The 12,344-nt window shown below is 67.2% G+C and carries 11 protein-coding genes; all 11 read left to right on the plus strand.

What is annotated here, in order from left to right; genetic code table 11:
* Nucleotides 1-336 precede the first annotated feature (336 nt).
* Genes AB0M65_RS36400 through AB0M65_RS36450 form a run of 11 tightly spaced genes read left to right on the plus strand, consistent with a single transcriptional unit; the run spans nucleotide 337 to nucleotide 12,198 of the window.
* Entirely contained in the window at nucleotides 337-1,572 is a 1,236-nt protein-coding gene (locus AB0M65_RS36400; protein ID WP_364038518.1) for a class I SAM-dependent methyltransferase, read from the plus strand.
* On the plus strand, nucleotides 1,569-2,366 hold the full coding sequence (locus tag AB0M65_RS36405) for a glucose-1-phosphate cytidylyltransferase (RefSeq protein WP_364038521.1): 798 nt from the start codon (nucleotides 1,569-1,571) through the stop codon (nucleotides 2,364-2,366). Before AB0M65_RS36400 ends, AB0M65_RS36405 begins: the two co-directional genes overlap by 4 nt.
* Nucleotides 2,363-3,016 (plus strand): PIG-L family deacetylase, encoded by a 654-nt coding sequence (locus AB0M65_RS36410; RefSeq protein WP_364038524.1) that lies wholly within the window; start codon nucleotides 2,363-2,365, stop codon nucleotides 3,014-3,016. The genes AB0M65_RS36405 and AB0M65_RS36410 overlap by 4 nt, the downstream gene beginning before the upstream one ends.
* A gap of 5 nt (nucleotides 3,017-3,021) precedes the next feature.
* On the plus strand, nucleotides 3,022-4,044 hold the full coding sequence (locus AB0M65_RS36415) for an SDR family oxidoreductase (protein WP_364038527.1): 1,023 nt from the start codon (nucleotides 3,022-3,024) through the stop codon (nucleotides 4,042-4,044).
* Nucleotides 4,044-5,324 carry a DUF4910 domain-containing protein gene (locus AB0M65_RS36420; protein ID WP_364038530.1) on the plus strand — a complete coding sequence of 427 codons (1,281 nt, stop codon included), beginning with the start codon at nucleotides 4,044-4,046 and terminating at the stop codon, nucleotides 5,322-5,324. The genes AB0M65_RS36415 and AB0M65_RS36420 overlap by 1 nt, the downstream gene beginning before the upstream one ends.
* A gap of 56 nt (nucleotides 5,325-5,380) precedes the next feature.
* Nucleotides 5,381-6,646, plus strand: coding sequence for a hypothetical protein (locus AB0M65_RS36425; RefSeq protein ID WP_364038548.1), 1,266 nt, complete (start codon nucleotides 5,381-5,383; stop codon nucleotides 6,644-6,646).
* Nucleotides 6,643-7,590: a glycosyltransferase family 2 protein gene (locus AB0M65_RS36430; RefSeq protein WP_364038533.1), complete on the plus strand. Its 948-nt coding sequence runs from the start codon at nucleotides 6,643-6,645 to the stop codon at nucleotides 7,588-7,590. The genes AB0M65_RS36425 and AB0M65_RS36430 overlap by 4 nt, the downstream gene beginning before the upstream one ends.
* Nucleotides 7,587-8,822 (plus strand): polysaccharide pyruvyl transferase family protein, encoded by a 1,236-nt coding sequence (locus tag AB0M65_RS36435; RefSeq protein WP_364038536.1) that lies wholly within the window; start codon nucleotides 7,587-7,589, stop codon nucleotides 8,820-8,822. The genes AB0M65_RS36430 and AB0M65_RS36435 overlap by 4 nt, the downstream gene beginning before the upstream one ends.
* Entirely contained in the window at nucleotides 8,819-9,367 is a 549-nt protein-coding gene (locus AB0M65_RS36440) for a dTDP-4-dehydrorhamnose 3,5-epimerase family protein (protein ID WP_364038539.1), read from the plus strand. The genes AB0M65_RS36435 and AB0M65_RS36440 overlap by 4 nt, the downstream gene beginning before the upstream one ends.
* Nucleotides 9,368-9,371: 4 nt before the next feature.
* Complete coding sequence (locus AB0M65_RS36445) at nucleotides 9,372-10,682, plus strand: glutamate-1-semialdehyde 2,1-aminomutase (RefSeq protein ID WP_364038542.1); 1,311 nt, start codon at nucleotides 9,372-9,374, stop codon at nucleotides 10,680-10,682.
* 55 nt (nucleotides 10,683-10,737) lie between these two features.
* Nucleotides 10,738-12,198, plus strand: coding sequence for a right-handed parallel beta-helix repeat-containing protein (locus AB0M65_RS36450; RefSeq protein ID WP_364038545.1), 1,461 nt, complete (start codon nucleotides 10,738-10,740; stop codon nucleotides 12,196-12,198).
* The last annotated feature ends 146 nt before the right edge of the window (nucleotides 12,199-12,344 follow it).

Consider the following 12,344-nt stretch of genomic DNA (forward strand, 5'->3'; position numbering starts at 1 on the left):
CCGGCTCATCTCCATTACCGGATAACCCCTGTTCCCCACCCCGACCTCCTGCGCTTGGGGGGCGGGTCCGGTGGGGATGGGTTCGTGTGTGTGTTTTGGGTCGTTCTAACGACCCAAAACACTCACGACCCACGTGACCAAGGGGCGCAGCGCTCACCCTCGGTAGTGCAGCGGCTCCGCATTGCCCGCGCCCGGATGGCCGAGGCGTCTGCGCCGATGGCCGAGACGCCAGGTTTCGGTTGTGAGACGGAAGCGTGAGAGGCCTGAAGGCATGTAACGAGGCGACCCGGGGTGCCGACGTCTGGGATACGTGACGCGAGCCAAGGAGCCCTCTCGATGACCACCTGCCGTCTCTGCGGCTCGGCCCATCTCGCCAGTGTCGTCGACCTCGGGGCGACGCCGCCGTGCGAACGATTCCTGACCGCGGAACAGCTCGCGGAACCGGAACCCACCTACCCCCTGCACCTGCGGGTCTGCACTGAATGCTGGCTCGCGCAGATCCCGCCGCTGATCACCCCGGAAGAGACGTTCACCGAATACGCGTACTTCTCGTCGTATTCCGCCTCCTGGGTCGAACACGCCAAGACGTTCGTCGACGGCGCTGTCGAGCGGCTCGGGCTCGATGAGTCCTCATTCGTCGTCGAGGTCGCCAGCAACGATGGATATCTGCTCAAACACGTTGTGGCACAGCAGATCCGCTGTCTCGGCGTGGAACCTTCGGTGAACGTGGGCCAAGCCGCGCGTGACGCCGGGGTGCCGACGAAGACCGCTTTCCTCAGCCCCGAATCCGGGAACGACGTCCGTGCGGAGCACGGTCCCGCCGATCTCGTCGTGGCGAACAACGTTTACGCGCACATTCCGGACATCATCGGCTTCACGCACGGGCTCCGCGCCCTGGTCGCCGACGACGGCTGGGTCAGCATCGAGGTCCAGCATCTCCTGACGCTGATCCAGGATAACCAGTACGACACGATTTACCACGAGCACTTCCAGTATTACACGGTGGAATCCGCGCGCCGGGCGCTTTCTCTCGGCGGGTTGTCCGTTGTGGACGTCGAGCTTCTGCCCACTCACGGCGGTTCCATCCGGCTGTGGGCGCGCCCGGACGCCGTCGCCGGTGAGCCGAGTCAGCGGATGATGGAGATCCTCGACGCGGAGAAGGCCGCCGGGCTGCACGAAATGTCCGGCTACACCGAGTTCTCCGAGCGGGTCACCAAGGTCCGGCTCGATCTGAACAAGTTCCTCACCGACGCGGCACTCGAAGGCAAGACCGTCGTCGGGTACGGCGCCCCCGGCAAGGGGAACACGCTGCTGAACCACTGCGGTATCCGCCCGGACGTCCTGCGGTACACCGTCGACCGCAATCCGTACAAGCACGGCCGGTTCACCCCTGGTACCCGGATCCCCATTCTCCCGCCGGAGCACATCGAGGCGGACCGGCCCGATTACGTGCTCGTCCTTCCGTGGAATCTCCGGACGGAACTCACCGCCCAGCTGTCCTTTGTGGACAGATGGGGCGGGAAACTGGTCTTCCCCATCCCGCACCTGGAAATCGTCGAGGTGAAGTCGTGAAGGTAGTCCTCTTCTGTGGCGGCTACGGCATGCGGATGCGCAACGGTGACGCGTCCGACGTGCCGAAGCCGATGGCCATGGTCGGCCCCAGACCCCTGATTTGGCACGTAATGCGATACTACGCGCATTTCGGCCACACCGAGTTCATTCTCTGCCTCGGCTACGGCGCGCACCACATCAAGGAATTCTTCCTGAACTACCAGGAGACGACGTCCAACGATTTCGTCCTGCGCAACGGAAAAGCGGAACTGCTGTCGACCGACATCGCGGACTGGTCGATCTCGTTCGTTCAGACCGGTCTCGAATCGGCCATCGGTGAGCGGCTGCGCCGGGTGCGCCCGTACCTCGAAGGCGACGACATGTTCCTCGCCAACTACGCCGACGTCCTCACCGACGCCCCGCTCCCGGCGATGATCGAGCGGTTCTCGGCTTCCGATTGCGGCGCCTCGATGATGGTCGTGCCGCCGCAGTCGTCGTTCCACTGCGTCGAAATGGACGAGGGCGGCCGGATCGGCGCGCTGACCCCGGTGAGCGAGATGCCGCTGTGGGAAAACGGCGGGTACTTCGTGCTGCGCCAGGAGGTCTTCGACCATATCCCGGTGGGCGGCGACCTGGTCGGCGACGGCTGCGGCGAACTCGCCAAGCAGGGCAGGCTGCTCGCCTACCCCTACCGCGGTTTCTGGAAGCCGACCGACACGGTCAAGGAACGCGTCCAGCTGGACGACGCCTACGCGCACGGCGACCGTCCGTGGGCGTTGTGGGAACACGAACCGGCGCCGGTGGGTATCGCGTGATCGCACTCGGTACCGGCGGGCTCGGACGGATCGTCGCGCTCGGCGCGCATTGTGACGACATCGCCATCGGGGCGGGCGGCACACTGCTGACGATCTGCGCGGACAACCCGGGTGTCCGGGTCGACGCGCTCGTGCTGTCCGGCGGCGGCACCGACCGGGAGGCCGAGGAGCGTGCCGCGCTCGCGGCCTTCTGCCCCGGCGCCGACGTCGAGGTCACCGTGCTCAAACTGCCCGACGGCCGCTTTCCCGCGCATTGGGAAGAGGCCAAGAACGGGCTGGAGGAACTACGCCGCCGCACCGAGCCGGACGTGGTCCTGTCACCGCGTACGGCCGACGCGCACCAGGACCACCACGGCCTTGCCACGCTGGTGCCGACGGTGTTCCGCACACATCTGCAGCTGGAGTACGAAATCGCCAAATGGGACGGCGACCTCGGCAAACCCACCGCGTATGTCCCGCTTTCCCCTGAGCGTGCCGAGGAGAAGGTCCGCTTGCTGCAGGAGCATTACGCCTCGCAGCGGCACCGCCCTTGGTACGACCGGGAAGCCTTCCTCGGCCTCGCGCGCATTCGCGGCATCGAATGCGGGCAGCGCTACGCGGAGGCCTTCGACCTCAAGAAACTGACGCTCGATCTCTCCTCGAAAGGCTGAAAGCCATGCGTGTGCTGTTGACCGGGCACAAGGGGTATCTGGGCACGGTGATGGCCCCGGTCCTGGCCGCCGCCGGCCACGAGGTGATCGGCCTCGACTCCGGTCTCTTCGAAGCCTGCGTACTGGGCCCGATCCCCGATGACCCCAAGGGTTACGAGGTCGACCTCCGCGACGTCACCGCCGAGCACGTGTCCGGGGTGGACGCGGTGATCCACCTCGCCGCGCTGTCCAACGACCCGCTCGGTTCGCTGGCGCCGCGGCTGACTTACGACATCAACCACCACGCGTCGGTCAAACTCGCCAAGCTGGCGAAGGACGCCGAGGTCCAGCGGTTCCTCTACGCCTCGACGTGTTCGGTCTACGGCGCCTCGGGCGGCGACGGCCTGGTCGGCGAGGACGCGCCGCTGCGCCCGGTGACGCCGTACGCCGAGTCGAAGGTGCGGGTCGAGGACGACCTGCACGCGCTCGCGGACGACGGCTTCACCCCGGTGTACCTGCGCAACGCCACCGCTTTCGGCTTCTCGCCGCGGCTGCGGTCGGACATCGTGCTCAACAACCTCACCGCGCACGCCCACGTTTCGGGTGAGGTGCTGGTGCTGTCGGACGGGACGCCGTGGCGGCCGCTGGTGCACGCCAAGGATATCGCGCGTGCCTTCACCGCGGCGTTGGAAGCACCGAAGGAAGCCGTGCACGACAAGGCGTTCAACATCGGTACCGAACGCAACAACGTGACCGTCGCCGAGATCGCGCAGCAGGTCGTCGAGGCCGTTCCCAGCGCGACGCTGCGGATCACCGGCGAATCCGCGGGCGACCCGCGCTCCTACCGGGTCGACTTCTCACGTTTCCGCGAGGCGATCCCCGGCTTCGAATGCGACTGGTCGGTCAAGGACGGCGCACTCGACCTGATTTACGCCTACCGGACGCACGGCCTGACCGAGCAGGACTTCAAGCAGCGCTTCACCCGGCTGGCGACGCTCAACTCGCGGACCGCCGCGGGCGAGATCGACGAAACTTTGCGGCGACGGTGATGACGCACCAAGCCCTGGAGACCGGCGCCGACCTGCGAAAGCTGGTCGAGCGCTTGTATCCGCTCTGCCGCAGCATCACCGGCGACGGCGTCCGCGCCACGCTGGAGATCCTCGGCGAGCACATCCCGCTCGACGTCCACGAGGTGCCCACCGGCACGCAGGTGCTGGACTGGACCATCCCGCAGGAGTGGAACATCCGTGACGCGTATGTGAAGGACGCGTCCGGGCGCCGGGTCATCGACTTCCGGGAGTCGAATCTGCACGTGGTCGGCTACAGCGTGCCAGTGGCCGAAAAGATGTCGCTGGACGAACTCCGCGGCCACCTCCACACGCTGCCCGATCGGCCGTCGTGGATCCCGTACCGGACCAGCTATTACGCGCCGGCGTGGGGTTTCTGCCTGGCGCAGGACACACTCGACGCGTTGCCGGACGGCGAGTACGAGGTGCGGATCGATTCCACTTTGGACGATGGACACCTGACCTACGCCGAGCATGTCGTCACTGGCGAGGTCACCGACGAGGTGCTTGTCTCGTGCCACATCTGCCATCCGTCGCTGGCGAACGACAACCTCGCCGGTGTCGCGGTGGCCGCCGCCCTCGCGCAGCGCCTGGCCGCGGAGAAACCGCACTTCACCTACCGTTTTCTCTTCATGCCGGGCACCATCGGGGCGATCACCTGGCTCGCGCGCGACCCCGAGCGGGTCGGCAGGATCAAGGCGGGGGTCGTGCTGGCCTGCGCGGGCGACCCGGGTTCCTTGACCTACAAACGAAGCCGCCGCGGTGACGCCGAAATCGACAAGGTGCTCGAGTTCGTACTGGCCGAGCGGCCGCATACGCTCCTCGACTTCTCGCCGTACGGCTACGACGAGCGGCAGTTCTGCTCGCCGGGGTTCAACCTCGGCGTCGGCTCGCTGACCAGGACGCCGTACGCGGGCTATCCCGAGTACCACACCTCGGCCGACGACCTCGATTTCGTGTCCACCGAGGCGATGGAGGACACCCTGGCGACCCTTCGCGAGGCGTTCTCCGTGCTGGACCGGAACAGGAGCTACGTCAACCTGAGCCCGTACGGCGAACCGCAGCTCGGCAAGCGTGGGCTGTACGACTCGCTGGGTGGCCGCAGCGACGCCAAGGACGCCCAGATGGCGATGCTCTGGGTACTCAACCTTTCCGACGGGGACCACAGCCTCCTCGACGTCGCGAAGCGATCCGGGCTTCCCTTCGGCTCCGTCGCCGCCGCCGCGCACGCGCTGCACGACGCCGGATTGCTGAAGGAGTGACTCGCGTGGCAGTCGGCAAACATCGGGCGACACTGGCCTCCGGGGCGGTGCGGGCCATGGCAGGCAGGCTCAGCTGGGGCCTCGGCGACCAGGCCGTTTCGAGCCTGACCAACTTCGCGGTCGGCCTGTACGTCGCCCGCACGCTGGGCACGTTCGCCTTCGGCATGTTCAGTCTCGCGTGGGTGACCTACGGCGTGGTGCTCAACATCTCACGCGGGATGGCCACCGATCCGATGATGGTGCGCTTTTCCGCGGTACCGGAGGAAACCTGGCGCCGGGCGGTCTCCAGCGCGTCGGGGACCGCGCTCGGCGTCGGCCTGGTGACCGGCATGGTGAGCGTGCTCGCCGGGGTGGTGGCGGTCAAACCGCTGGGCGGGGTGTTCATCGCGCTCGGCGTCGTGCTGCCGGGCCTGCTGTTGCAGGACGCCTGGCGGTTCGCGTTGTTCGCCAAGGGCGACGGCAAGAAGGCGTTCGTCAACGACTGCGTCTGGGGGGTGGCGCTGATCCCGGCGCTGGCCATCGCCGGACAGGTCGGCACCGTGGTCGCCTTCATCCTGGCCTGGGGTATCGCCGGTGCGGTCGCGGCGGTGTACGGCCTGTTCCAGACCGGCATCGTGCCGCGGATCTCGGAGATGACGCGCTGGCTGAAGGAGCAGCGCGACCTGAGCGTGCGTTATCTGATCGAAAACGTCAGCAACGCGGGCTCGTCCCAGCTGCGCGCGTACGGCCTCGGGGCGATCGCCGGTATCACCGCGGTCGGCGCCGTCCGCGGTGCCGAACAACTGCTCGGCCCGTTCCTCGCGCTGCTGATGGGGCTTTCGCTCACGACCGTCGCCGAAGGCGCCCGCGTCCTGAAGCACGCCCCACACCGGCTGAAGCATTTCTGCGTACTGCTCGGCGGCGGCCAGGCGGGCGCCGCCCTGGTGTGGGGACTCGGGTTGCTGCTCCTGGTCCCCCACGACGCCGGCCGCTGGATCATGGGTTCTGTCTGGGACGCGGCGGAGCCGCTGATCCTGCCGGTCACCCTGTCGGTCACCGCGGCGGGCTTCACCGCGGGCGCGGCCGCCGGGTTGCGTGCCCTCGGCAACGCCAAACGCAGCCTGCGAGCCCAGCTCGTCGCTTCGGCGGGCTACGTGATCTTCGGGATCTTCGGCGCCTATCTCAACGGTGCCGAAGGTGCCGCGTGGGGCTCGATGCTCTCGGTCGTACTGGGCGCCGCGCTGTGGTGGTACCAGTTCCGCGCCGCGTACCGCGAATACCGGCCACCCACGCCGGAACCGGCCGCGCCGCGCACCAAGGACGAAGAGGTGGGAACGGCATGACACAGGTTCCACGGCTCAGCATCGGGCTACCGGTCTACAACGGCGAGGAGTACCTCGCCGAATCGCTCGACGCCTTGCTCGGCCAGAGCTACGAGGATTTCGAGCTGGTCATTTCGGACAACGCCTCGGCGGACGGGACCGAGGGGATCTGCCGCGACTACGCGAGCCGCGACCCCCGGATCCGGTATCTGAAGCTGCCGAAGAACGTCGGCGCGTCCCCCAACCACAACCGGGTACTGGACGAAGCCCGCGGTGAGCTGTTCAAATGGGCGTCGCATGACGACCTCTACGGCCGCGACCTGCTGAAACTGTGTGTCGACGCACTCGACGAGCGGCCGGAGATGATCGTCGCGCATACCTGGCAGGCCATCATCGACGACCGCGGCGCGGTGACCCACAAGCTCGACTACCCGCTGGCCACGGACTCCCCGCACGCACCAGCGCGGTTCCGCAGCCTGCTGTTCGAAACCGGCGGCGACGACTTCTACGGCGTCATGCGCACCGACGTCCTCCGCCGGGTCAAGCCGCTCGACAGCTACCACCACGCCGACCGCACCTACGTCGCCGAACTGAGCCTCCACGGCCCGTTCCACCAGGTCCCCGAGGTGCAGTACTTCCGCCGCGACCACCCCGGCCGCGCGGAACGGGCGAACCCCAGCATCCGCAAACGCTGCTCGAACCTCGACCCGCGCCGCGCCGACCCGGTGCGGAATCCGTTGCCGCGGCTGCTGGGCGAGTACATCGGCGGGTTCATCGGCGGCATCCGCCGGGCACCGCTCTCCTCGGCGGACCGGCGGGAGTGCTACCGGCACCTGGCGTCCTGGCTGGCCGACCGGTCCCACGGCCGGAACGAGGACCGCGCCGAGGACGGCGTCCCCGAACTCGAAACCGACCGGATGAACATCGACGCCGTGGTCCCTGGACGGCAGAGGAGGACGTCGTGACCTCTCGCTCCGGAGCGAGACGAAGACACCCCAAAGTCGGCTTCTTCGGGTTGCTGGGTGCGGGGAACATCGGCAACGACGGCTCACTCGAAGTCGTGCTCGCGTATGTGCGGGAGCACCACCCCGACGCCGAACTCACCTGCCTCTGCTCCGGACCGGAGCAGGTGGAGGCCCGCTACGGCGTCCCGGCGGAATCCCTGCTCTGGTACTACTCTCGCAACCGTGAAGCGACCGGGATCCGCGCGGCCCTGCTGAAGGCCGTCGGCAAGGTCGCCGACACCCTCAAGATCCTCTCCTGGACCCGCCAGTGCGACGTCGTGATCGTTCCCGGCGCCGGCGTCCTGGAGACCACGCTTCCCTTGCGTCCCTGGGGTTTCCCCTACGCGATGGCGCTGCTCGGGGTGGCGGGCAGACTGGGCGGCACCAAGGTCGCGCTGCTCAACGTCGGCTCGAATGTCATCCGCCAGCGGACCACCCGGCGGCTGTACCGGATCGCCGCCCGCTCCGCGCACTACCGGTCGTTCCGCGATCAGCTGTCGAAGGACGCTTGGCGGGAAATGGGCCTCGACACCTCGAAGGATGACCTCTACCCGGACCTGGCCTTCGCCTTGCCGATCCCCGCCGGGCGGCCGTCGAACGTCGTCGGGGTCGGCGTCATGGAATTCCACGGCGGCAACGACGACCGCCGGGACGCCGACGAGATCCATGCGTCCTATGTGGACGCGATGAAACGCTTCGTGCGCTGGCTCGTCGACGACGGCCGGGAAGTCCGGCTGCTCACCGGGGACGAGATCGACGAACCCGTCGTCGAGCAGATCTTCGCCGATCTGCGCGAGCACCGGCCGGATCTCGGCCCGGACCGGGTGACCGCGGCGAAACTCCCCACCCTCGGCGACCTCATCACCGAGATCGCCGCGCTCAGCGCCGTCGTCGGGACGCGTTACCACAACGTCCTGTGCTCGCTGAAACTCGCGAAGCCGACGATCTCGATCAGCTATTCGCAGAAGATGGACAGCATCATGGCGGATATGGGGCTGGCCGAGTTCTGCCAGTCCGCCCGCGCTGTCGACGTCGACCTGCTCATCCGGCAGCTCACCGAACTCGAGGCGAAACCCGAAGAGTTCTGGCAAACGCTGCGCGACCGCGGTGCGGCCAAGCGGGAACTGCTGGAAAAGCAGTACGACGTCCTCGACGAGACCTTGTTCCGCATGCCGCCGAAGGAGATCCGATGAAGGCCGAACCGGTTCCCGAAATCGAAGGCGCGTACCTGTTCACGCCGACGCCGTTCGCCGACGAGCGCGGTTTCTTCAGCCGCACCTTCGACAGCGAGGTCGTCGCGTCGGTGGGCATCGACCCCAGCGGATTCGCACAGGACAGCATTTCGCGGTCCCGCAAGGGTGTCGTGCGCGGAATGCACCTGCGTGGCGGCAACGGGGAGTCCAAAGTGGTCCGTTGTTCGTCCGGTGCGATCTTCGACGTCGTGGTGGACCTGCGACCGGATTCGCCGACGTTCCGGAACGTGAAATCGTTCGAACTCTCCGGGGAAACCCAGATCTCACTGTACATCCCGGCCGGCTGCGCGCATGGCTTCCAGGCGCTGACCGATCCCGCCGACATCGCCTACCGCATCGACCGGCCGCACGACGCGAGCGAGGACATCGCGATCTCCTACGCCGACCCCGAACTGGCCATCGAGTGGCCGCTCGCGATCAGCGCGGTGTCCGAACGAGACGCCCACGCTCCTCCTCTCGCCGCCGCACTGACGACAACGAGGTGACCTGATGAACCGCCCCTTGCCGCTTTCCGACCAGGCGAATCAACGGTTGCATCGGGTCATCCCCGGCGGCGCCCACACCTACGCCAAGGGACAGGACCAGTACCCGGACGACCTCGCGCCGGTCATTTCACACGGTCTCGCGGGCCATGTGTGGGACGTCGACGGGAACGAGTACATCGAATACGGCTCTGGGCTTCGGGCGGTCAGCTTGGGGCACGCGCATCCACGGGTCCTCGACGCCGTCCGCACCGAGATCGCGAAGGGCGCCAACTTCGTCCGGCCGTCCATCATCGAAGCCGAGGCGGCGGAACGGTTCCTCGCCGCGGTGCCGACCGCGGACATGGTGAAATTCGCGAAGAACGGCTCCGACGCGACCACCGCCGCCGTCCGCCTCGCCCGTGCCGTGACCGGGCGCCCGCTGGTGGCGATCTGCGGGGATCACGCGTTCTTCTCCACCGACGACTGGTTCATCGGCACCACCCCGATGGCGGCCGGGATCCCGCGTGAGACGACCGACCTGACGATTTCCTTCCCCTACGGCGATCTCGCCGCCACCGAAGAGATACTGCGGAACCACGACGTCGCCTGCCTGATCCTGGAAGCGGCGACACGGCAGGAGCCGCCCGCCGGATATCTGGCCGGGTTGCGGGAACTGTGCGACCGGTACGGCTGCCTGCTGGTGTTCGACGAGATGATCACCGGGTTCCGGTGGTCGGAGTCCGGGGCGCAGGGGCTGTACGGCGTCACGCCGGATCTCTCGACGTTCGGCAAGGCACTCGGCAACGGTTTCGCGGTCTCGGCGCTGGCAGGCAAGCGGGAGTACATGGAACTCGGCGGCCTGCGCGACCACCGGGAGCGGGTATTCCTGCTCTCGACCACGCACGGCGCCGAGACGCACTGCCTCGCCGCGGCGATCGCCGTCTTCGACACCTACACCGAAGAGGGGATCACCGACCGGCTGCACGCGCTGGGCGACCGGCTCGCCGCCGGTGTCCGTGAGGTCGCCGCCGGAGCGGGCGTCGGGGATCACGTGCTCGTGCGCGGCAAAGCGAGCAACCTCGTCTTCGCCACCCTCGACGAGAAGTTCGAACCGTCCCAGCCGTACCGGACGCTGTTTCTGCGGGAACTGATCAGTGGCGGGGTCATCGGTCCTTCGTTCGTGGTCAGCAGCGGGCTCACCGAAACCGACATCGACAAGACGATCGACGTCGTCTCGCGGGCCTGCACGACTTACCGGAAGGCGCTCGATCTCGCGGACCCGTCGCAGTGGACGGGCGGACGTCCGGTGAAACCGGTTTTCAGGAGGTACGCATGAGTAGCACTCGTTCGTGTTCATCCGGTGCGCTGCGCGGTGACTTACCTTGAGACATATGACTTGGGCAAGAACGACAGCGCTCACGCTGTCGGTGATTTTGACGGCCGGCTCCTTCACCGCTGTGGCATCGGCGGCCGAGGCGCCGGCCGTCTGCGCGTCCGGACCGGCCGGCTCCTCGAAGCCGGACAACGCCGTCGTCGTCGATCCCGGCGAGCATCTTTCGATCAAGACCTCGGAAAACCCGCCGGGGACGACGTTCTGGCTCAGCCCCGGGACGCACACGCTCGCCGACGACGCGTACAGCCAGGTGATCCCGAAGGACGGCAACGTCTACCTGGGTGCGCCCGGTGCGGTGCTGGACGGCCAGGGCGTCAACCGGGCGGCGTTCACGCAGCTGGCCAAGGACGTCGTGATCCGAGGGCTGACGATCCGCGGCTTCGCCGCACAGCAGGATCAAGGCGTGGTGAACCACGATTCCGGCGAACACTGGGTGATCGAGGGCAACGTCATCGAAGACAATCGCGGGGCCGCGATGATGGCCGGACCGCGACAGGAGGTGCTCGGGAACTGCATCCGGAACAACGGGCAGTACGGGATCAACGCCTACCGCTCCGGCAACGGCATCACCGGGCTCGTCATCGAGGGCAACGAGATCGCCGGCAACAACACCGAGGACTGGGAGAAGAAGCAGCCCGGCTGTGGCTGCAGTGGCGGGGTGAAGTTCTGGGCCGTCGACGGCGCGGACATCCGGGGAAACTGGGTGCACCACAACCACGGCGCCGGACTCTGGGCGGACACGAACAACAACGACTTCGTCATCGAAGACAACCTGATCGAGGACAACGAGGCCGAAGCGCTGTTCTACGAGATCAGCTACAACCTCATCGTCCGCAGCAACGTCTTCCGTCGCAACACCCTGAAAATGGGCAGCGACTTCGCCGCACGGGGGAACAACTTCCCGGTCGCGGCGGTGTACCTGAGCGAATCCGGTGGCGAACCCCGGCTCACGGCGCGGACCGACATGATCGAGATCGCCGAGAACGTGTTCGAGGACAACTGGGGCGGCCTGACCCTGTGGGAGAACGCGGACCGGTTCTGCAACAGTCCCGCGAACACCTCGACCGGAACCTGCACGCGGGTCGTGAGCTCGCCTTCGGACTGCTCCGAGTCCGCGATCACCCAGCGGCCCGCCTACGACGATTGCCGGTGGAAGACGCAGCGGGTCAACGTGCACGACAATACTTTCCAGAGCGCCGCGGATTGCTCGGGGTATTGCGGGCGGATGGCGGTGCTGTCGAACTTCGGCACCTATCCGGCCTGGTCGCCGTACCGGGGCGCCGTCGTATCCGACGCGGTGACGTTCGATCAGGACAACGAGTGGTTCTCGAATACCTACATCGGGCATTGGTCGTTCGTGGCACATGACGCTTCGCGGTCGCTGGACGTGGGCGCGTGGCAGGCGGCTCCCTACGGGCAGGACGTTTGCAGCAGCTTCGGTGGCTCCGGGGGCTGCTGAGTTCCGTTCCCTGGGTACGTGAAGGCCCCCTTGCTTGCGCTAGGCGCAAGGAAGGGGGCCTTCACGTACCTGGGGCTGGCGCTGGCGCGGAGGGCGCGGGTGGGCAGTGGGTTGCGGTGGTCGTGAGTGATTTGGGTCGTTAGAAC

It is taken from the genome of Amycolatopsis sp. NPDC051071 (assembly GCF_040682875.1).
In the GTDB taxonomy this organism is placed as follows: Bacteria; Actinomycetota; Actinomycetes; order Mycobacteriales; family Pseudonocardiaceae; genus Amycolatopsis.

Coding starts and splice junctions, on each gene's coding strand:
- AB0M65_RS36440 (WP_364038539.1), top strand. CDS start 8,819: ATGAAGGCCGAACCGGTTCCCGAAATCGAAGGCGCGTACCTGTTCACG.
- AB0M65_RS36415 (WP_364038527.1), top strand. CDS start 3,022: ATGCGTGTGCTGTTGACCGGGCACAAGGGGTATCTGGGCACGGTGATG.
- AB0M65_RS36400 (WP_364038518.1), top strand. CDS start 337: ATGACCACCTGCCGTCTCTGCGGCTCGGCCCATCTCGCCAGTGTCGTC.
- AB0M65_RS36430 (WP_364038533.1), top strand. CDS start 6,643: ATGACACAGGTTCCACGGCTCAGCATCGGGCTACCGGTCTACAACGGC.
- AB0M65_RS36445 (WP_364038542.1), top strand. CDS start 9,372: ATGAACCGCCCCTTGCCGCTTTCCGACCAGGCGAATCAACGGTTGCAT.
- AB0M65_RS36425 (WP_364038548.1), top strand. CDS start 5,381: ATGGCAGGCAGGCTCAGCTGGGGCCTCGGCGACCAGGCCGTTTCGAGC.
- AB0M65_RS36420 (WP_364038530.1), top strand. CDS start 4,044: ATGACGCACCAAGCCCTGGAGACCGGCGCCGACCTGCGAAAGCTGGTC.
- AB0M65_RS36450 (WP_364038545.1), top strand. CDS start 10,738: ATGACTTGGGCAAGAACGACAGCGCTCACGCTGTCGGTGATTTTGACG.